The 20983-nt window shown below is 45.8% G+C and carries 20 protein-coding genes; 11 read left to right on the forward strand and 9 right to left on the reverse strand.

Annotated features, from left to right (window positions below; genetic code table 11):
• Positions 1 to 92: 92 nt before the first annotated feature.
• Positions 93 to 617, forward strand: coding sequence for a gamma carbonic anhydrase family protein (locus GVN20_RS12765; RefSeq protein WP_166558684.1), 525 nt, complete (start codon positions 93 to 95; stop codon positions 615 to 617).
• On the opposite strand, the gene GVN20_RS12770 is transcribed toward GVN20_RS12765, so the two are convergent.
• Complete coding sequence (locus tag GVN20_RS12770; RefSeq protein ID WP_166558685.1) at positions 610 to 1191, reverse strand: Uma2 family endonuclease; 582 nt, start codon at positions 1189 to 1191, stop codon at positions 610 to 612. The genes GVN20_RS12765 and GVN20_RS12770 overlap by 8 nt on opposite strands.
• Before the next feature lie 82 nt (positions 1192 to 1273).
• Here GVN20_RS12770 and GVN20_RS12775 point away from each other — a divergent pair, with 82 nt between their 5' ends.
• Entirely contained in the window at positions 1274 to 3349 is a 2076-nt protein-coding gene (locus GVN20_RS12775) for a S9 family peptidase (protein WP_166558686.1), read from the forward strand.
• 57 nt (positions 3350 to 3406) lie between these two features.
• On the opposite strand, the gene recQ is transcribed toward GVN20_RS12775, so the two are convergent.
• Positions 3407 to 5554 (reverse strand): DNA helicase RecQ, encoded by a 2148-nt coding sequence (recQ, locus tag GVN20_RS12780; protein WP_166558687.1) that lies wholly within the window; start codon positions 5552 to 5554, stop codon positions 3407 to 3409.
• Positions 5555 to 5722: 168 nt separating this feature from the next.
• Between recQ and GVN20_RS12785 the strand changes: the two genes are divergently transcribed.
• Complete coding sequence (locus GVN20_RS12785; protein ID WP_166558688.1) at positions 5723 to 6556, forward strand: hypothetical protein; 834 nt, start codon at positions 5723 to 5725, stop codon at positions 6554 to 6556.
• Positions 6557 to 6630: 74 nt separating this feature from the next.
• On the opposite strand, the gene GVN20_RS12790 is transcribed toward GVN20_RS12785, so the two are convergent.
• The 3 genes from GVN20_RS12790 to GVN20_RS12800 form a co-directional block, all read right to left on the reverse strand.
• Positions 6631 to 7479: an HIT family protein gene (locus tag GVN20_RS12790; RefSeq protein ID WP_166558689.1), complete on the reverse strand. Its 849-nt coding sequence runs from the start codon at positions 7477 to 7479 to the stop codon at positions 6631 to 6633.
• Positions 7461 to 8579 (reverse strand): HNH endonuclease domain-containing protein, encoded by a 1119-nt coding sequence (locus GVN20_RS12795; RefSeq protein ID WP_166558690.1) that lies wholly within the window; start codon positions 8577 to 8579, stop codon positions 7461 to 7463. Before GVN20_RS12795 ends, GVN20_RS12790 begins: the two co-directional genes overlap by 19 nt.
• A 287-nt stretch (positions 8580 to 8866) precedes the next feature.
• A complete protein-coding gene (locus GVN20_RS12800) occupies positions 8867 to 11446 on the reverse strand; it encodes a glycosyl hydrolase (protein ID WP_166558691.1) in 2580 nt (859 codons plus the stop codon).
• Between the two features lie 234 nt (positions 11447 to 11680).
• Here GVN20_RS12800 and GVN20_RS12805 point away from each other — a divergent pair, with 234 nt between their 5' ends.
• The 4 genes from GVN20_RS12805 (at position 11681) to GVN20_RS12820 (ending at position 13756) form a co-directional block, all read left to right on the forward strand.
• Positions 11681 to 12223, forward strand: a complete 543-nt coding sequence (locus GVN20_RS12805) for a ferritin (RefSeq protein ID WP_166558692.1) — start codon at positions 11681 to 11683, stop codon at positions 12221 to 12223.
• A 169-nt stretch (positions 12224 to 12392) separates the two neighbouring features.
• Positions 12393 to 12893 (forward strand): hypothetical protein, encoded by a 501-nt coding sequence (locus tag GVN20_RS12810; RefSeq protein WP_166558693.1) that lies wholly within the window; start codon positions 12393 to 12395, stop codon positions 12891 to 12893.
• Positions 12890 to 13090, forward strand: a complete 201-nt coding sequence (locus tag GVN20_RS12815) for a helix-turn-helix transcriptional regulator (RefSeq protein ID WP_013927914.1) — start codon at positions 12890 to 12892, stop codon at positions 13088 to 13090. Before GVN20_RS12810 ends, GVN20_RS12815 begins: the two co-directional genes overlap by 4 nt.
• 201 nt (positions 13091 to 13291) lie before the next feature.
• Positions 13292 to 13756: a hypothetical protein gene (locus GVN20_RS12820; protein WP_166558694.1), complete on the forward strand. Its 465-nt coding sequence runs from the start codon at positions 13292 to 13294 to the stop codon at positions 13754 to 13756.
• Here GVN20_RS12820 and GVN20_RS12825 read toward each other — a convergent pair.
• Both GVN20_RS12825 and gltX read right to left on the reverse strand, forming a co-directional pair.
• The gene (locus tag GVN20_RS12825) at positions 13753 to 14577 is read right to left on the reverse strand and encodes a histidinol-phosphatase (RefSeq protein WP_166558695.1); all 825 of its coding nucleotides are present in this window, start codon (positions 14575 to 14577) and stop codon (positions 13753 to 13755) included. The two genes, GVN20_RS12820 and GVN20_RS12825, sit on opposite strands and share 4 nt — an antisense overlap.
• Before the next feature lie 6 nt (positions 14578 to 14583).
• The gene (gene gltX / locus GVN20_RS12830; protein WP_166558696.1) at positions 14584 to 16101 is read right to left on the reverse strand and encodes a glutamate--tRNA ligase; all 1518 of its coding nucleotides are present in this window, start codon (positions 16099 to 16101) and stop codon (positions 14584 to 14586) included.
• Between the two features lie 181 nt (positions 16102 to 16282).
• Here gltX and GVN20_RS12835 point away from each other — a divergent pair, with 181 nt between their 5' ends.
• The 3 genes from GVN20_RS12835 to hisF are packed head-to-tail and all read left to right on the forward strand — an operon-like array spanning position 16283 to position 18281.
• Positions 16283 to 16969: a CAP domain-containing protein gene (locus tag GVN20_RS12835; RefSeq protein ID WP_166558697.1), complete on the forward strand. Its 687-nt coding sequence runs from the start codon at positions 16283 to 16285 to the stop codon at positions 16967 to 16969.
• A gap of 55 nt (positions 16970 to 17024) precedes the next feature.
• The gene (locus tag GVN20_RS12840; protein ID WP_166558698.1) at positions 17025 to 17486 is read left to right on the forward strand and encodes a GNAT family N-acetyltransferase; all 462 of its coding nucleotides are present in this window, start codon (positions 17025 to 17027) and stop codon (positions 17484 to 17486) included.
• Positions 17487 to 18281 carry an imidazole glycerol phosphate synthase subunit HisF gene (hisF, locus tag GVN20_RS12845; protein WP_166558699.1) on the forward strand — a complete coding sequence of 265 codons (795 nt, stop codon included), beginning with the start codon at positions 17487 to 17489 and terminating at the stop codon, positions 18279 to 18281.
• Here hisF and GVN20_RS12850 read toward each other — a convergent pair.
• Both GVN20_RS12850 and GVN20_RS12855 read right to left on the reverse strand, forming a co-directional pair.
• The gene (locus GVN20_RS12850; protein ID WP_166558700.1) at positions 18278 to 19003 is read right to left on the reverse strand and encodes a LytTR family DNA-binding domain-containing protein; all 726 of its coding nucleotides are present in this window, start codon (positions 19001 to 19003) and stop codon (positions 18278 to 18280) included. The genes hisF and GVN20_RS12850 overlap by 4 nt on opposite strands.
• Entirely contained in the window at positions 19000 to 20043 is a 1044-nt protein-coding gene (locus GVN20_RS12855) for a sensor histidine kinase (RefSeq protein WP_166558701.1), read from the reverse strand. Before GVN20_RS12855 ends, GVN20_RS12850 begins: the two co-directional genes overlap by 4 nt.
• A 299-nt stretch (positions 20044 to 20342) precedes the next feature.
• Between GVN20_RS12855 and GVN20_RS12860 the strand changes: the two genes are divergently transcribed.
• Complete coding sequence (locus GVN20_RS12860) at positions 20343 to 20909, forward strand: YceI family protein (protein WP_166558702.1); 567 nt, start codon at positions 20343 to 20345, stop codon at positions 20907 to 20909.
• The last annotated feature ends 74 nt before the right edge of the window (positions 20910 to 20983 follow it).

A 20983-nucleotide genomic window follows, 5' to 3' on the forward strand; every position in this document is an offset into this window, starting at 1 on the left:
TGCGTTGAATGTTGGAGAAAGAAAAACGGAGAAAAAGGAACGAGAAGAAAAAGCAAATCGAAAATTAATAACCACAAATCGACACTGGAAAAATGGCTCTCATAAAATCTGTGCGCGGCGCAACTCCCCAATACGGCCCAAATTGTTGGTTTGCCGATAACGCCACCGTTGTGGGTGAAGTTATCATGGGGGATTATTGCACAGTTTGGTTCAATGCCGTGGTGCGCGGCGATGTAAATACCATTCAAATGGGTGATTACGTCAACATTCAGGACGGCGCCGTGATTCATTGTACCTATCAAAAAACCAAAACCATCATCGGCAACCACGTTTCTATTGCTCACAATGCCATTGTTCACGGTTGTACCATCGAAGATAAAGTGCTGATTGGGATGGGGGCCATCGTGATGGATGGTGTACACGTTGGAACAGGCTCAATCATTGCCGCTGGGGCGGTGGTAACCCAAGGGAAAACGATTCCGCCGGGTACGATTTGGGCGGGTAATCCTGCCAAATACCTCAAAGACGTAACGCCCGACTTGGGCGAGGTGTTTATGCGCACCGCCAACAATTATGTGATGTACGCGGGGTGGTTTAAGGAGGAAGGTACTATCTGAAAACTTTCTCCAACGCCGCTTCAAATCCCTCGAAAATCACCGATTGAGCCGGAGATTTGTCGTAAATTCCACCCAATTGGTATTGACCGTTTTCGAGATGATAGACCTGTATCGCTTTTTCGCTCGGGATGGCAATCCAGTATTCACGTACCCCTGTTTTTTCGTACCAGTTAAACTTTTCGTTGAAGTCTTTTTTATACGTTGATGTCGAAGTGATTTCAACGATTAAATCGGGAGCACCTAGACAACCGTCTTCATCTAATTTGGATTCATCACGAATCACACAAATATCAGGCTGCACTACGGTATAGATTTTCTCTGGGAAATGATCATTTCCAATGGGTAAACGTACATCGAACGGCGCTTCAAAGATGGTGCACAATTTTCCCTCACAATGCTTATTCAGCAGGAAAGATAGCTTATTTGATACCCATTGATGAGCCATTTTTGGAGCTGGCGACATTCGGTAGAGTTTCCCTTTGATAATCTCTACCTGCTCATCAAATCGCCATTTCAGGTAATCAGCGTAGGTATATGTGCCGTTTGGGTCAAGCGAATGGATGTCAGTAATCATTGCGTTAGTTTTTAACAAAATTACCGTATTTCCAGGAAGATATTGTAATTTTCAGCGTTAAAAACACTCCTTCTTAATCGCTATGTCCCAAAGTCAGACTTCCTTTCAACCGCCTAAAGCCCCCAAGATTCCGCACCGATTTGAATTACACAATGATGTCAGAACCGACGATTATTATTGGCTTCGGGAGCGTGAAAGCGCGCAGGTAATCGACTACCTAAATGCTGAAAATGCTTACACGGAAGCCGTTTTGGCGCCCGTCAGTGAGCTGAGGGAGAAATTGTTTTTGGAAATGAAGGCCCGTATCAAAGAAGAAGATGAATCGGTGCCGTATAAAGTTGGGAATTACTATTATTATTATCGCTATGAACACGGTGGCGAATACCCCGTGTATTGCCGTAAGCGAGAATCGTTGGCCGCCGCAGAAGAGGTTATGCTCAATATCAACGAATTGGCCCAAGGCTATTCGTACTATAACGCCACCTTTCCCGAGATAGCTGATAATGAAGAAATTGCGGCTTTTGGCGAAGATACCGTCAGCCGTAGGCTATACACGTTGAAATTTAAAAACCTGACTACGGGTGAGATATATCCCGATGCGGTACCCGATACTGAAGGAGGAAACTACGCGTGGGCGGCCGATAATCAAACGATTTTTTATATTAGAAAACACACCGCTACGCTTCTGGGATTTCAGGTTTGGCGGCACCGGCTCGGTACCGATGTGAGTGAAGATGTATTGGTGTATGAAGAGTCGGACGACCAGTTTTATCTAGGACTGTTCCGGATGAAATCTAAAAAGTACATTGCTATTGTATCGGATCAAAATGGGGTTTCGACTGAGTATCAACTCTTAAAAGCTGCCGAACCTACGGGTGAGTGCGTTTCATTTTTGCCGCGCCAACGCGGGCACGAATATTTTATTGAGCATTTAGACGATGCCTTTTATGTCCGTACCAACCTCGGTGGGGCCACCAATTTTAAGCTGATGTCGGTGTCAGAAACTCACCATGGAGATTTAACACAATGGCGTGAGCTCATCGCGCACCGGCCCGATGTGTATCTGGAAGGGCTAGAGGCTTTTCAGCATCATTTGGTATTGCAGGAAAGGGGCGAAGGGTTGTTGAAAATTCGCATCATCAACCAAAAAACACAGGCCGAGCATTATCTAAACTTTGGAGAGCCTGCTTATACGGCCTATTTGAGCAATAATCCCGATTTTAATACCACCGTGTTACGCTACGGATACACGTCGCTCACGACCCCCAACAGTACGTTTGACTACGACATGGACTCTCAAGCGCGTGTTCTGCTCAAACAGCAGGAAGTGTTGGGTGATTTTAACACAGAAGATTACCAAACCGAACGGCTTTTTGCTACCGCTCGCGACGGAGCGCTGATTCCGATGTCAATTGTGTATAAAAAAGGCTTTCAAAAAGACGGGAAAGCGCCGCTCTTGCAATATTCCTACGGCTCCTATGGCTATTCTATGGACCCGACGTTCAGCGCGGGGCGTTTGAGTTTGTTGAACCGAGGATTTGCGTTTGCCATTGCGCACATTCGCGGCGGGCATGAAATGGGCCGGGCGTGGTACGAAAGCGGTAAAATGCTCCAAAAGAAAAATACTTTTACCGATTTCATTGATTGCTCTGAATACTTAATTCAAACAAAATGGACGTCGCCCGAAGGGCTTTTTGCCATGGGCGGCAGTGCAGGTGGACTACTGATGGGGGCGGTGGTCAACATGGCTCCGCAATTGTACAAAGGGGTGGTGGCGCAGGTACCTTTTGTGGACGTGGTCACGACTATGCTCGACGAAACCATCCCACTCACCACGGGTGAATACGAAGAATGGGGTAATCCCAATGAGAAAATCTATTACGACTACATGAAATCCTACAGCCCTTACGACAATGTAGTAGCGCAGGATTATCCAAATATGTTGGTAACAACGGGTTTACACGACTCTCAGGTGCAGTATTGGGAGCCCGCCAAGTGGATTGCAAAGTTGCGCGAACTCAAAACCGATGAACATCAACTACTGCTTCACTGCGACATGGAAGCGGGCCACGGCGGTGCATCTGGGCGGTTTAAGCGCTTGAAAGACATTGCATTGGAATACGCCTTTATGTTGAATTTGCTGGGGATAAGGGCGTAAAATCCTACCGATGTTACGCCTCTCGGAGGCGCAACATCGGTCAAAATTTTATACGCGTTATTTCCCTTTCCCCCAAATCGCTAGCGCTATGCGCAGTTTATAGTATTCATATTGGCCTTCCAGTTGCTCAAACAATGGTTTTAGCGCTGCGCCGGGCGTTACTTGGAGTAGGTCGGCGGCTTCGGTGATGGTGCGGTATTCATTTTTGGTCAGGTACTGCCATACGTCTACTTCGTAGCCATCTTCGTACAGCTTGGCCAAGTGCGAGTATACCGTCAGTTCGTTCAAGTTTCGGCGTTGGGCAATCTGGCTTGGCGTCAATCCCTGTTTGTACAAATCGTGAGTTTCGATGTAAGTCATGCCATTAACGATTCGCGTACCTGGCTGGGTTTTGGAACGGGCGTATTCCAGAATCTCGTTGATAAACGCTTCGCCGTAATGCGAAAACTTCGTTTCACCCACGCCCGACACCTGCAACATCTGAAAACGGTTTATAGGGCGTTTTTCGGCCATGTCTGATAAGGTAGCATCCGAAAACACCACAAACGGCGGCACGTTCAGGTCATCGGCCAACTGCTTCCGCACCTTGCGTAGTCGCTCAAACAGTTCATCGCGAATGACCTCCTTCTTGGTCTTCACGGGTTCGGCGGTTTCTTCCTGACGCTTCCGCTTTTCTTCGTACGATTCAAACCGCACCAATTGCACCTTGCGCTCTCCGCGCAGTACTTGCCACGAGGTATCGTTAAGCTTGAGTGAATGTGCTTCGTCGTAGGCTACATCCATCACGCCCGAGTTGAGCATTTGGGTGAGGTAGTCGGCCCATTCTTCAGCGCGCAGCTCGCGGCCTGCGCCAAAAGTCTTGATGCGGTCGTAGCCGCGCTCGGTTACGTTGCGGTTGTGGGAGCCGCGCAGTACGTCAACCAACAAACCCATCGCAATTCTCTGGTCCGTACGCGCAATGGCCGATAGGGCCTTTTGGGCGGGGAGTGTTGCGTCAAATTTGGAGCGGGGATTGCGGCATACATCACAGTTGCCGCAATCGCGGTCGACGGCTTCGTTGAAATAACTCAACAAAATGCGCCGCCGACAGTGGTCTGCTTCGGCGTATTGCTTCATGCGGTCGAGTTTTGCAAATTGAATGTCTTTGAGGTGTTGGGGCAATTCCGAACTTGCAATCATGTCGCGGCGCATCATCCAATCGGCAAAACTATAAAACAGCATCGTGTCGGATTTAAGTCCGTCGCGGCCTGCGCGGCCAATTTCTTGGTAAAAACTTTCGACGTTGCTGGGCATGTTGTAGTGCATAATCCAGCGTACGTTCGATTTATCAATCCCCATTCCAAAAGCGATGGTGGCGACCATGATTTGTATATCGTCGCGCAGAAAATCATCCTGCACTTTGGAGCGTTCTTCGGGAGGGAGTTTGGCATGATAATGCCGTGCATTGATGCCCTTTGCGCGTAGTTTTTGGGCAATGTCTTCGGTGGTTTTGCGGGCCAGACAGTAGATGATGCCCGACTGATTGGGGTGGTCATTGATAAATTGCTCAATGACCCTGATTCGGTTGCGCCCCGGCAGCACATTGAGCGAAAGGTTGGGGCGGTCAAACGACGCCTCAAACACCCGCGCTTCGGGAATGCCCAATTGTTTGAGCACGTCGCGCCGCGTTACGCGGTCGGCGGTGGCCGTTAGGGCCACCATGGGTACGTGCGGAAAAGCCGCTTTTAGAATGTGCAACTGCGTGTATTCTGGACGAAAATCGTGCCCCCACACTGATACACAGTGAGATTCGTCTACGGCAAATAGATTGATTTTCAGTGACCTAATAAAGTCCAGTGAGCCAGAGGCAAAAAGCTTCTCTGGCGCAATATAGAGCAGTTTTAGCTCGCCCGCGTGGCATTGTTTTTCGATGGCGTATTGCTCCGCTGTACTCTGCGTACTGTTTAGAAAAGCGGCCTCAATGCCGTTGGCGCGGAGGGCTTGGACTTGGTCTTTCATGAGCGCAATCAACGGCGATATCACGAGTGTGATGCCCTCTTTCATTAAGGCAGGGACTTGAAAACACACAGATTTGCCACCGCCTGTAGGCATCAGCACCATGCAGTCGTTGCCTGCCGCTATCCAATCAATGATTTCGGATTGTAACGGTCTAAAGGTATCGTATCCAAAGTATTGTTTTAAAATCTGTTCTTTACTGAGCAACATCAGACTATCTACTTTTTGTGGTTTATGCGGTTCTAATTCCTTCTCATATCCCTCGTTTCAGGCGCTCTTGCAGGTTAGACGCGATTACTTATTTTATGGTACAGCAAGTAAGGGAAAAGTTGCCTAAAATTGGGTAATTATTCCAAAACCTTTATCTCTTTACTTAAGATGAAAACCTATTTGATGGCCCTTACAACGCTGTTGTGGGGGTGTACCGCACTTGCTCAAAAAGTGGCTCTTGTAAGCCTAGAAGACCGCCGTTCTCTTAGTAATTCTTACTTCGGAAACCGTTGTGAAATTGAAATTAAAACGACTGGCGACGAAGTACGTAAATACAAATACGTCAGAATTAAAAATCTCACCAAGGCGATTGATAGTGAAGGTGTTGAGCTTCTTACTGATAAGCAAGATCGGGCCGACTATGCCGAAATTGGCGACGAAAAACTTAAAATTGAGCTTAAAAATCCGCTGCGTAAAGCGACCTCTATCAAAGAAGTTTCGGGGACGTTGGATTTGTATAATCCTACCGAAGCCAACGGCGCGATTGTAAAAGTGGCCAATTTTCAGGCAAAGCCCAACGTCAATTTATTGCCTAAAAAAGCGCCGCTATCCATTGTTTTTTTCACCAAAGAGTCGGTCGAAAAAATGGCTAAAGAACAAAAAGCCGAACGCGAAGCCAAGATGAAACAGCTCGACCCCGCCACGCGCGAAATCGCCGCTGGACTCATGGCCTTGGTGGAGGGATTTGGGTCGGGCATGGCCGGAGAGAATGAACTTTCGTTTTACGTAAACGGCGATATCGGCAAACTCGTAGACATCAAAATGGAGGATGAAACGGGCAAAGAAGTACGGCGAAGCGGCCGCTTTATCTCAGGCGAACACCTGCACACCTACAGCTATGATGAGAAACCAAACCCCAAATGGAAGCTCAAAATCCTCATCGAAACCCCTGCTTCTGTTAAGTCTGTGCCGTTTAGCCTGAAAGATATTGAATTGCCGTAAACAAATTGTCGCGCAGATCATAAAGGTATATAGCTTGTAAGGTAATGCTATAATTTACAGGATATTAAGTGTTTTTACTTTAAAATAGCTCGAATGCCGCCGCTTGGGTTTTTGCAATCGCCGTTAAAGCGCGGGATGAGGTGCAGGCTGGCGTGGGGGAATTTTTGCCCAGCGCTTTTGCCGATGTTCATGCCGGTGGTGAAGCCATCAGGTTGAAAGTCGGCTTTGATGCGTTTTTGCACAAAAGTGGAGAGTTGCACCAAGTCTTTTTGTTCTTCAAACGTCAGCTCAAAATAATCGGCAACGTGGCGTTTTGGAATGATCAACGTATGACCTTTGGCAACAGGATAACCGTCCAACACCGCGTAACTCAGCGGCGTTTCTGCCAGTAATTGCAATCGTTCGGCAGGCTTACAAAAAGGACACTTTGACTGATTATCAGCTATTTGATTGATAGGTCGATATTCATAAAACTCGGTATTTTCGTTCAGAAAAATGGAAGTATATGGCAATTTTACAAAACACTGATAGGTAGGTTTTCCATGCACCTGATGCGTACGAAATCCGTCTTTTTGAATATCGCGCCGAACGGCGAAATAGGCTTTGCCCGTTGGTTTGAGCAAACTTGAAATTTGCATTAATACCTGATTTTGCTCTTCGGGAAAGAGCACATTTAATACATAAAAACAGAGAATGGTATCAAACGTTTCAGAAGGATATTGTGGAAAATAGTACGGGTCAAACCCCTGAGCATCAAACCCTTTTTGGTGCAAAAAATCAACGTCCTTGCCAAATCCGCAACCAAAATCCAGAATTTTACCTAATAATACATTTTTTTCTAGGAGTTTACGAATCGGAAAAGATGGCTTGTCTCTTGGGATTGCTGTAAGATGGTTGAAGCAATTTAGTTTTTGATATTCCATTCTTCAAACCCTCTAATTGTTGTTAAATAATCACACGTTTTTTGTAATTGCTGAATTGCATCTGTTTGCCAATTTTCAAAAGAAGAGTCCCCTAAAAGTGATATTTTTATCTCCTTATCAAACCTTGTAGGATTAGTATTATGTAAAAGTTCCCAATAATACAAAATCAGGTTTTTTTGACGCTCAATTAAATTTACTGATGGCAATTTGTCTCTTTTAAGGTTATTAATACTTGGTTTCGCTGGCAGTAAATTCCATAAATCATTATTTTTCAACACTGAAAAAGGAATGACATGGTCAATATCATAATTACTGATTTTGTCACCTGTCCAAACACAAAAAACAGCACCTTCACTTTTCAGCAACTCCTTATATTTCACTTTAGACTCCTTTACATCTCTTTCTGTCACAGGACTTTTTAAAACTTCCTGTAAAACCATTTGTGTTGATAATAATTTATTTGAAGCACTAACAGAAAATTCAGCCCATTTAACGAGAAGAGAGTCTTGTCCTGTAATAAAACTGCCTAAAAGCTTGAATGCTTCATAGTACTCTTTGGAAATCCAGAAGGAGCCAAATGATTGGATTAAATATTCTTTATCAATTTTAACTGACCGTAAACTCGCCTTGACAAGATTAAATTTATAAATGCTATATTCTTCATTTGATATTGAACGCCCAATGTATCGCATAGGCATAGTGACAATTGTATTACGGAGCTTTTTGATGAGTTCAACAAAGACAGGTTGTATATCTTGCGGGATTCCTTTATACTTTAAATCATTATAGAATGCTGAAAATCCTCCATATGGTTGATATCTATCTGTAAGTTCTTTAAATGGCCGTTCAAAAGCCAATTGGACATTACCTTGTATTTGTGCAAATGAAATATTTGCTTCGAAAATTGGATAATAATAGACAAGCCATTTTTCTACTAATAGCCACAAAGGGATATAAATCTTATCATCCTTTGAATTAATAAAAGGTGAGTTCTCTTGAATAATATCAATTGTACCTCGAAGGAGAGCAAATTTATAGGTAGTTGTTTTACTATCTCTTTCAATAATTTTATTAATGTTTTTAAATATTTCGTAATTCATAGAAATAAATATTTTGAACCACAAATTACTCAAAAAGTTGATATGACTTAATTATACTCCTACCTAAGAGACCTCAAGATGTATAATCAATAGTAAATGAACCACTTAAAGCTATAACGTATCAAAAGAAGGGTGCGAAGGAGACAAAAAATAAAAAAAATCCCCGCCGGCAGGACCAGCGGGGATTTATCTCTCTAACAGCCATAAAAACGAATACGATTAATGTTGTAACCATAATCTGTTATCCAATACGCCAGTCGATGGGCGGCCGTTGCAGCCGAGACCCATTAATTTTTTGCCGCTTCCAAAGTCACATTACCCAACAAGCCCGAAGGCATGGGTGTCCATTGGGCGGCGTTAAACGGTTTGTACTGAATATCTACCATGTTGATTTCCTGAAACTTCTTCCATTCGGGCTGCTGCGTGTCGCGCAGGCGCATGTAGTTGGCCGAAAGGTTGGTCACCTCAATCACAATACGATTTTGTTTGTTTTTCAGGGTATTGGCAGGAATGTCCAGTTGAAAAGGCAGACTCCATGCTGTACCGATTTTTTTGCCATTGAGGGTCACATCAGCCACTTCGCGGACGTCGCCCAGATCCAGTGTTATCTTTTGGGTCGGGCTAAAACCCTTGGGCAAATCAAAAGTGAGTGAATAGCGTGCCGTGCCCGAAAAATAACTTGCAGAGTCTGAAAGTGAAGCCCAAGAACCGAGTTGAGTAAGGGTGGTGGCTTGGGGCAAATAGGGTTTGCCTTCAATAAATTCTAATTTCCAAGTGCCTTGGAGCGGTGCGGTTTTAACGTTGGCAAGAACTGGCCCGCGCCCGCGGACTGGTTTGGCGTTTGAAACGGCAGGCCGGTACGCCGGTGCGGCCGAGCCCTCGCCGACGTTGGTGTCCAGCATCAAAAAGCAGGATTCACCCGAACGAAGTTTTAAGTACACCTGCGTTTTTCCGCCTTCTATCTTCATGGGCAACAGCGTGGTGTTGCCCGTCAGGGGTTGATAAAGGGCTACTTTTTTGGCCGGAGTGGACAGAGTAATCCAGCCCTCGCTGAATTTTTGGTCTTGGTTGGCAATGAAGTAAACCCCTTTGCCATTTTGCGTTTTACGAATGTATTTCAGCCCCTCTTTGGCCCAAGTTTCCTGACGAAGATTGGCGGAGGTCAGCAGAATTTCAAGTCCTTGAAGGCTTGGGAAGCTTTGGCCCGTCCATGTTTGAAGCATTTTTTGAAAGGCTTCATTTCGTTCTTTGTGCTCCTGAAAACCCGTGGGTTGTTTGGGTAAATGTTCCATAAAAATCACTTTAACACCCATTTTTGTCAACTCTCCCAATCGCGTTAGCGTGGTTTTGGGAAGGTAAGTAGTGGCGGGAACGAGCAATGTTTTGTACTTGCCCGAAGCGTCAGGTTTGAACTGTTGAAGTTGATGGTCCGAAATAAAATCAAACGCAAAACCATTGTTCCAAAGCCATTCGCCCAACTGCCCAAAAGGCAGTTTTAGCAGCCATTTGTCTACGTGATGGACTTCCAACAGATGGATGCCGCCGCTGGCTCGGGCTTGGGTGGCCCACAAGTCGTGAATGGGAAAGTACACCAGCAGGTCGTTGTCGGGCTGACTGTTCTGCAAAATCGTCTGACAGCGCTCTACGTATTGATTCATCAGTGGATAATGTTTCCAAAAGTGCGAATTGATGCCGTAGTTGGTGGAGGCATAAAACAGCCAACCCGGATAGTCGGCATTTTTGGGCGAGTAGGTGGTGCCGTGGTAAAAAATATGGTTGATACCCGCCGTAAACAGCTCATCAAGCTGGGGTTTGATTTGCGATAGCGACACTTTAAAGTGGTTGGCGAGCCAAGTCGTGGATTCTGAGCTGACCAGTTTTTTGCCCGTCAGGTGCGCCGCTGAGCTAGCAAACTTCATCGCCAGCGGATTGGGCGTGCCGTAGCGGTCCACTTCGTATTGGTCATCTACGCGCAGGCCTTTGATGGGAAAACGGCTGCTGCCGAAGGATTCGGTTTCGGGAATATCCGACAGTGCGTACAAATCCAACAGATTGCCGGGGGAGCCGTGGGCTTGATAGCGGGTTACAAAGCCTTTTTTCCTAGACCAATCGGTCCATTTTTTGGCGTAATTTTCCGCCAATAGCTCCGCCAACGTTTGGTGATAATCTATTTTGACCAAGGCAGTGGTGGTATCCGTAAAAGCGTTCCACTGGCTGTGGAGGTCGTAGCCGCGTCTTTTTTTGAATTCATTCAGAAAATCATCCGTCCAGTTGGCACCATATACTTCGTAGGAATCGTTGTACATGGCACGAGGAAGGTCTTTGATGGTGGCAAACGCCGAATCAAAACGCTGCACGTACTTCGGAATGGCATCTACCGCAAATGGGTCGAGCACCAATCCAGCGCCGCCGGGGGCGGCACGTTTGACGGCCTGCTTGGTCAAAACACTTTGGATTTGGCCGTTGGTGTACTGCCATTTTTTTGCCGCCATATCGGGCGTCACATTCGGGCCACCGAAGGGCCAGCCCGTTCCGGTGGTCATGTCTACGCCGAGTCCGAGGCGCTTTCCTTCGCGCACGGTGTGCGTCAGCATCTGCATCCATCGTGGACTCAGGTAAGAAATGGCCTCTTTTTCAAGACCTTTAACGCCGTAAATCGGAATAATATGAACACCTCCTAGCCCCGCCTTCGCGAAGTTTTCGAGTTGCCAAGTGATGTCGCTCGCCGTAACGGTGCTGCCCATCCACCACCAGTACGTCCAGGGTTTGGCGGTATTGGAGAGGGGCTGTGGGGTGTTGGTCTGGGCCGTGATAGATGGCCCCGCTGCCAAGGTAATTAAAAGGCAAAGGGAGATGATTTTTTTCACTTTCTATGGGGTTAATACATCATTACTTTGTGGCAAGGGGAATTGATACGTATAAATGTTTTTTTGCGAAGCTATCTACCTGTTTTTTTGCGGAAATGTTGAAGATGAATGCAATAAGCAAATTCAGACTGATTCCAAATTTTACGCAAAAATGTTGGAAATCGAACAATTTCAACGACTTGGTTGTAGTATTGTAACAAAGAAACTCAAGAATTATAACCTCGCATAACCAATATGAAAGATTTGATGCGTCTTCGGACCTCCCTCAAAGAAGAGTTGCAAATTGCCCTCAATGCCCAAGTGAAGATGGAAGCGGAGTCTTCGTCAAAATACTTGGCAATGGCAGCGTGGTGCGACCGCAACGGCTATTCCAACAGCGCGGATTTTTTCTTTACGCAAGCCGAAGAAGAGCGTGCGCATATGCTCAAAATCTTCAAGTACATTGGCGATATGGGCGGGGTAGCCATTACGCCCGAAGTAACTAATATTCCGCAAGAATACCCCACGTTTCGGAGTGTATTCGAAACGGCGTTGGAGCAAGAAATTGCCGTGTCTCAATCCATCAATCGCATTGTGGGCATCAGCCGCCGCAATGATGATTATGCCACTGAGAATTTTATTCAGTGGTTTGTGAAAGAGCAAATCGAAGAAGAATACATCGCCCGCCGTCAGGTAGAATTGTTTGACGTTATCGGCGAAGAAGGCATTGGCCGCTTTACTATTGACATGGAAATCCCCAAAGTCACCTATCCCGGAGCTGCCGCCGAAGCGGAGTAAAAAGACGATATTTGTCATTCCGAAGGAATCTCAACATTTTAAAAGCGCGTCGCAAAATTTGTGACGCGCTTTTATTTTTGTCTTTATGTAAAAAATATTTGCTTAAATGTAAAGTTTATTTTACATTTGAATCGAAAATAAATTTTTAACCAATTACCTATTAACAGCTATGGAAACCAAGTTACTTTTGCCCAATCGCTACAAGCGTCTCGGTTGGATTATCTTTGTGCCCTGTTTAATTCTCACTATTTTGAGTATTCTCCAACTAACTCCTGCCCTCAGCTTTTTTGATGGTGAACACATTTTATCCCAATGGACAACGATTAAAGTGCCTGAAAAAGGGACTTTGGAAGCCCTTTTTGATGAAACATCCAATGACCTTGCCGGTGAAATTTTGATGACACTTACGGCCATTGGCTTCTTTTTCGTAGCCTTTTCTCGCGAGCGTACCGACGACGAATGGATTATGAAGGTTCGGCTCGAATCTCTATTGTGGGCGTTTTATGTACATTTAGGGGCCTTTTTATTGTCCGTTTGGTTTTCCTACAGTTTGGCTTTCTACGCTGTGTTATCGTGGAATATGCTCACAGCCCCGTTGGTATTTCTGGCGCGGTTTCACTGGATTGTTTACGTAAAACCATATTTGGAAGAAAGGAGAGCGACGGTATGAAAAACACCATTCACGTAGAGCGCGCCATCCGACGTATCACGCAGGCCGATTTGGCTGCGGCCGTGGGCGTATCGCGTCAAACCATCAACGCCCTCGAAGCGGCCAAGTACGTGCCTTCGGTGGTGTTGGCCATGAAAATTGCCAACTATTTTGAAAAGCCCGTCGAAGCCATTTTTGAATTAGGAGAGGAAGATTAGCGAGCATTGCCAAAGTTTCATAACGGTCAGACGGTTCAGTACCGTCCGACCGTTATTTTATAATATTCGGAAGCCGCTAAAGAATTGAGCCGACGCAGATTTATTTATTGATGCGTCGATAAAAAAGGCTGTGCGGTCGGTATTTATTAGTTCTTCAGGATTGTATTTTGTATTTTGCTCTTCAATCCTAAATCTCTATTAATGAACACTTTTTTGCGCGCCAGCCTTCTTCTATTGATTTGTTTTTCTTGTAAAGAAGAAACGCCTGCGCCTACCAGAACCGAATTGCTTACGGGCAAGCCGTGGAAATGGATTGGGGGAGCGGTAACGCCCGCGTTTGATGTTTTCAGCAACGGCAATCTCAACAATGGGGAGTATTGGAGCCAAGCGCCCAAATGTTGGCAGGACGATATTCGGGTGTTTACGACGGCGGGAAAATTCACGCATGAGGAGGGGGCTACCAAATGTAATGTAGCCGACCCCCAAATTTATGCGCAAGGCACGTGGCAATTTGACGCTTCTGAAAAAGTCGTTAAGATAAACGATAGTGCGCTGGGTGAACAAATGTGGGAAATACAGGAACTCACCGCCACATCCCTAAAAGTAGTGGAGGTTTACCAAGAAAAAGGTAAAACTTATACGTTTAACTATTCTTTTACGCGCTAAATGGCCACATCCTGCCATTTTCCACCCAATAATATTCTTACTTGCTCGTATCCTGCTGCTTTGGCTACTTGATATGCCAACGGAAACGACGCCGTGATTTCTTCGGGACGGTGGCTGTCGGAATTGATGCAAATCGGGATGTTTAATTCCCTTAAGCGGTGGATAATCCACGGAGAAGGATACAGTTCTAAACCGCGTTTGTAGTTGCCCCGCGTATTGATTTCGGTCGTGATTCCTGCTTTGGCAATGGCCTGCAGGGTTTGTTCTACTTCTGCAACGTACCAACTTTCTGACTCATCAAACAAATGACGGGCGGCATTGTGCATCTTGATTTTATCCAAATGCCCCACCACCTGCGGCGGGTCGGTCTCGACCATTTGCCGAATAATACCGTAGTATTTTTGAATAACCGCCTGTATATCTCCGCCGTAAACCGTGTCCAAACATTCCAGAAACTCCACCGAACTACCGTCAATTTCCCACGGTTGTCCGAATTGATTTAGCCCAACATAATGCACCGAGCCGACGCAGTAATCGAGCATAGGAAAATCACTAGGCCCCACCATTTCAGGAATAAAATCTACTTCCAAACCCACGTAAAGCTCAATTTGACCTTCGTATTTGGCTTGTAGGGCGCGGGTTTCGGTCAGGTATTCGTCTAAGCGCTCGGCCTTCATGCTCCATTGATTTTCAAACGAAACGGGGCAGTGCGATGAAAAGCCAAAGGCGCGCAGCCCTTGGGCCAGCGCGCCTTGTACCTGTTGCTCTGGGGAGCCTTTGCCATCGCAAAAGTGGCTGTGGCTGTGGTAGTTGGTGAGCATAGTGTATTATACTTGCGGTAACGTACTGATTGCTTTTTCTAAACGACTGATTACTTCATCTTTCCCCAAAATCTCCATGGTAAGCATCAAGTCGGGGCCGTGGCCTGCCCCCGTGACGGCGAGGCGCAGGGCCTGCATTACTTTCCCCATTTTGATGCCCACTCGCTCAGCGGCAGCGGCCCAAATGGCCTTGGCCGAATCGGCCAGAAAATCACCTTCGTAGATTTTTAAGTCCTCCACGTAGGCAGTGATGGCTTTGATGGCGTCGGCGTTCCATTTGCTGGCTACAATGGCTTCTTCGTACTCCGTTGGTGTTTCAAAAAGGAAAGCCGTTTCGCTCAAAATCTCCTGCGGAAAAGTCACCCGCTCTTTCATCAGATGACAAACCTTTAGTAACGTATCGTGACTTACCGCTGGCGCGTTGTGGCTTGCTTCCAAAATAGCGGCTAGTTCTTTGTCAGACTTTCCTTTCAAATACTGCTGATTGAACCACTTCGCTTTCGTAATGTCAAAACGCGCCCCTGCTTTGTGGATGCGCTCCAGCGAAAAAGCTTCGATAAGTTCGTCCATTGTAAACAGTTCTTGCTCGGTGCCTGGATTCCAGCCCAAAAAAGCTAAAAAGTTGACGATGGTTTCTTGCAAATAACCATCCTCGCGAAAACCGCGTGCGATGGTCTCCGTAGTGGGGTCTTGCCACTGCAACGGGAATATCGGGAAGCCGCCCAAATCGGCATCACGCTTCGAGAGCTTGCCGTTGCCTTCTGGTTTGAGCAACAATGGTAAGTGCGCAAATTGGGGGGCGGCCCAGCCAAAATATTGGTACATCAATACGTGCAACGGCGCCGAAGGAAGCCACTCCTCACCGCGAATCACGTGCGTGATGCCCATCAAATGGTCATCGACGATGTTGGCTAAGTGATACGTGGGCATTCCGTCAGATTTGAGCAGGACTTTGTCGTCGAGTGTAGAAGCGTGGACCGCTACCCATTCTCGAACGATGTCTTTGAAACGGATGTCTTGTTTTGGATCAATTTTGATGCGAACTACGTACGGGTCGCCGTTGGCGATACGTTGTTGAACTTCTTCGGCCGACAAAGTCAGCGAGTTGGTCATTTGCAAACGCGTGATTGCGTTGTATTGAGCTGCGTCGGCACCTGCTTCTTCGAGGCGTTTGCGCATGGCTTCAATTTCTTCGGCGGTGTCAAACGCGTAGTAGGCTTTGCCCGCCGCAATGAGTTGTTCGGCGTAGGTGCGATACATATCTTTGCGTTCTGACTGACGGTACGGTGCGTGTGGACCCCCAACCCCCTGACCTTCATCTATCTCAATACCTACCCACTTCAGCGCTTCCAAAATATAGTTTTCGGCTCCCGGCACGTAGCGATTTTGGTCGGTGTCTTCGATGCGAAGGAGCATTTTTCCGCCGTTTTTACGGGCAAATAAATAGTTATACAAAGCCGTACGAACACCGCCAATGTGAAGCGGTCCCGTAGGACTGGGAGCAAAACGAACTCTTACGGACATAGTAATCGTGATTATTTAATCGTTAGCCGCTGTCAATCCTAATTACAGGAATGGCTAACCCTAACTTTTAATTTTTTTGAGCGGGCAAAGTTACCACAAAAAGAAGTTCAATCGGGCAATTATGTACAACTTACTCAATAAGTTACTATTTTTAATCTCTAAACGCCAACCTTGTGTTCTGATGAAACGGGTGCTTCGGTTCTTGGTTTTGCTACTGCTCGCTGGTTCATTCCGAACCGAGTCGCCTGATTATTATGCGTTTCCATTGGAGCGTTTTGTTCAACTCCCCGAATTGAAAAGTGCGGTGGATGCTCGCCGTCCCAATTATGCACTGTTGGATGCGGCTATTTTTCACCTGACCAACCAAACCCGTAGCCAATTTGGTATAAAATTACTTGAATACGATTCAGGGCTTCATCAAACGGCGCAGGGCTACGCGACCGATATGATTCAGATGGGTTTTTATGGACACAATCACCCTTATAGCCCGTCGCTGACCACGCTGGCCCAGCGGGTAAAAGTGCATACGTGGGCTTTTCTCAAAATAGGAGAAAATATAGGCCAGTATCAGCTCATTGATACTGCACCAGAGTACTGTTGTCGCAAAAAACGGGACGGTACTTTTGAGTATTTTGATTGCGAGAGCAAAACGGTTTATCACTCATATACTTACGAGGATTTTGCCCAGTATGCCGTGGATGAATGGATGAAATCACCGGGGCACCGCCGAAATCTTTTAGACTCTACCTACACGCATCTGGGTACGGCCGTCCGAATTTCCAAAGACCCTTACGGCACTTGCAGCGCGCCATTTGGTCGTTTTGTGCAGAATTTTGGCGTGATTAAACCAGAAGTCGCCAAACAATAACGCAGAAAAATCGCCTTTTTTTCGGTTCTTTGTGGGCTAATAATTGTCAGTAGCCATGTCATTGCTCGATACTGTTGTTCACGAATTCCAGAAAGAAGCTTTTTTGATTTCTACCCAAAAGTCAAAATTAGACCTTGATTTGATTCACGATTATCTGTCAAAGCATTCGTATTGGGCCGAGAACATCCCCCGCGACATTGTGGAGCGGTCCATTCAAAATTCGCTGAGCTTTGGCGTGTATCACCACGAAAAACAAATAGGATTTGCCCGCGTAACCACGGATTTTGCCACGTATGGCTACTTAGCAGATGTGTTTATTGTCGAAACTTACCGTGGCCAGGGGCTGTCAAAATGGTTGATGGAATGTATATTTAATCAAATTCCTGAATTGCAGGGGTTTCGTAAATGGTCATTGGGAACGGCCGACGCGCACGGCTTGTATGAACAATTTGGATTTACGACGTTGGCGCGTCCCGAACGCATGATGGAAAAAGTTAACTTTAAGAAATATAGTTAAATGCTCACAAAACGTATCATACCTTGCCTCGATGTGAAAGACGGGCGAACTGTAAAAGGAGTTAATTTTGTAAATCTCCGCGACGCTGGCGATGCCGTCGAACTCGCCGCCGTATATGCCGAGCAGGGAGCTGATGAGCTGGTGTTTTTGGATATAACGGCCACCGTCGAAGGGCGCGGAACACTCCTAGAACTGGTACGTCGCGTAGCGCATACCATCAATATTCCTTTTACCGTTGGTGGGGGAATCTCATCCAAAGCGGATGTTTCGGCGCTGCTCAACGCGGGTGCTGATAAGGTTTCTATCAATTCAGCGGCGGTCCGTAATCCCGACTTAATCAATGAGTTGGCACTGGAGTTTGGTAGCCAGTGCATCGTGGTAGCGATTGATACCCGACAGGTTGAGAGGTCAGATAAACTTCTGACCGCAGAGGCGGCCGCTTCTAATTTTGTTCATACCCATGGCGGGCGTAAGCCGACCGAACTGCGTACGTTGGAATGGGCCAAGGAAGTAGAAGAGCGCGGCGCGGGGGAGATTTTGCTGACCTCGATGGACACAGATGGTACCAAAAATGGCTTTGCGTTGGAACTAACTTCTACCATATCGCGCAACGCCAATATTCCCGTGATTGCTTCGGGCGGGGCGGGTACGATGGAGCATTTTTATGAAGTATTTACCACTGGCTACGCTGACGCGGGTTTGGCGGCGAGTATTTTTCACTTCAAAGAAATCGAGATTCCGGCGTTGAAACAGTATTTGCACGAGCGGGGGATTCCGATGCGGATGTCGCGCTAACTTTGTTTGCGTTCAATAAACTCTTTTACGCTTTTTCGGTACGTATCGCTGATTGGAATCCATACTTTTCCGATTTGTATTTTTTCTTTTTCGATGGTGTCAATCGCGTCAAATGATACTAGAAAAGAATGATGCACGCGGATAAAGTGATGAGGGGTGAGCTGTGCTTCCAAGGACTTCAACGTTTGCAGGGTCACCACCTTTTTTTCTTTGGTATGAATCGTGACGTAGTCTTTTAGACCTTCGATATAAAGGATTTCGTTGAGCCGGATTTTGACCAATTTGGTGCCATCTTTGACAAAAATGGAGGCTTGTGTTTGGTCAATGGGAGCGACGGTTTCGAGAGCAGGCGGCGGGGGTGCGGTGGAAAGCCGTTGCGTGGCTTTTTCGACAGATTTTAAAAATCGCTCCAGCGTAATGGGTTTTAATAAATAATCTAACACATCCAGTTCATAGCCTTCAATGGCGTACTCTGAGTAGGCGGTGGTAAGAATGACCAACGGCTTTTTGGGCAGTATTTTCAGTAGCGATATGCCCGTGATTTCGGGCATTTGAATGTCAGAGAAAAGAATATCAACGGAGTTGTTACGTAAATATTCCAAAGCGGCCAATGGATTAGCAAACGATTTGACCAGCTGTAAGTGGCTAACTTTCAGGATGTATTGCTCCAATAAGTTTCGGGCCAGCGGCTCGTCTTCCACCACTACGCAGGTCAGGGTCATACCAAATTTAATTTAAGCCGTACGCGATATTCATCAGCGTTGTCTTCGATTTCGAGTTCAAAGTTATCGGGATAACTCAATTCTAAACGTCTCTTGACGTTTTTTAGGCCAATTCCAGATTGTTCTTCCTGATTTACCAGACTTTGGGGTAACTTGCTGTTGGCAACCGTATAAATGCAGGCCGTTCCTTCCAATAAAATATCAGCGGTAATCCAAGCCCCTGAAAAATTGTTGCTGACGCCATGTTTAAAGGCATTTTCGAGAAAACTAATAAAAATCAAAGGTACAATCAGTACGCCGCTGGTATTGCCAGCCACTTCAAAATTAATGGGAATGGGCTCATTGAGGCGGAGTTTTTCGAGACTGATATAATTTTTCATGTACTCGATTTCCTTAATCAACGGTACTTTGGCGTGGTTGGAGTCGTAAATCATGTACCGCATCATCTGCGACAGTTTGGCAATCACTTCTGTGGTATTGGGGGAATTGGTAAAGGCCAAATAATACAGGTTATTGAGGGTATTAAACAAAAAATGTGGGTTGATTTGGGCTTTTAAAAAGCGAAGTTCGGACGTAAGTTTCTCATTCTCAATTTCTTTCTTTTTGGCTTCTAGTTCAAACCAGCCCTCGGCAAATTTGAGCATTCCTACAAAAATCACAATAAAGAGTGTACTCAATACGACATTAACGGTAAATTTATCTTCGTAGAAATAACAGATTTTCTGGGTATTGCCATCAATCAAATACCGTTTTAGCAGAATAAACGCCCGTACCAACACCGCAAACGGGATAGAAAATTCTACAACATAACGCACCAAACTTTTGTGTTTGAGAAATCGGGGAAGAAAGAAAAAATAATTGAGATACACTACCAACGCCATGAAGAGGACTTCAAACGAAGTATTCTTAAACGCATCCCAAAAACTGACTTCCTGCCCTCGAATGGGAAAGCGAATTTGGTAAAAGAAAAAAGAGAAATAAACGCACCAAAAGGAAAGGTGTAAAAGTAAAATTCGGTGTCGTTTGATGAATACTTGCATGATAGCAGGCAGGCGCAAGGCGTAAAGTAAGATTCGCTAAAGCGGCTAAATTTCGGGAAAAGAAAGGTATTGTGCTAATTTCTGTGATTTAATGGGGGATTTCTGCGCTTTTTTTCGGCATTCTTGGTATTTTAGTCGACTATTCAGCTGAATGGTTCTGCTTTACTGATTGGTCGAATAATCTACCGTATGGCCGATTTAGTGGAGTCAATGGTCGAAAAGGTGCGGAGAAGTTTAAAACTTTATTTTTGATTTGTGCTCATTAAACTATTTGCTAAATCATTACAACCAAAACAACAATGAAAAAAATCACGCTAGTAGCCACGGCCCTTCTGATGTCATTCGCCACTTTTGCTCAAACATGGAAAGTTGACAAAGCGCACGCAAAAGTAGGTTTTACCGTAACCCACTTATTGATGTCGGAAGTAGATGGTAATTTCAAAGCATTTGATGCTACCATTACCTCCTCAAAAGAAGATTTTTCGGATGCGGTTTTTGAAGTTTCGGCCGATATAAACAGCATCGATACCGACAATGAGATGCGTGATAATGACCTCAAAAGCGAAAAGCATTTTGACGCGGCAAAATTTCCAAAGTTTACTTTCAAGAGCACTTCAATCTCTAAAGTAGCCGACAAAAAATACAAATTAACGGGCGACTTAACGCTTAAAGGCGTAACAAAACCGATCACGCTTGATTTAGCATTGACTGGAACGGGCATGAATGGCCGTACCAAAAAGCCCAAAGCAGGTTTTAAAATCACGGGTGTCATCAAACGCACTGATTTTGGGGTAGGTAGTATGCCAGCTGCCGTAGTGGGTGAAGATGTAGAGCTGCGCGCTGTTGGTGAGTTTGAGCAGATGTAAGTATTGCGCTTAAAAATAAGTAATAAAGGCGTCTGACGGTTCCAAACCGTCGGACGCTTTTACTTTTAGCCTAT

Origin of the sequence: Runella sp. CRIBMP (genome assembly GCF_009905605.1) — a bacterium.
Classification (GTDB): domain Bacteria; phylum Bacteroidota; class Bacteroidia; order Cytophagales; family Spirosomataceae; genus Runella.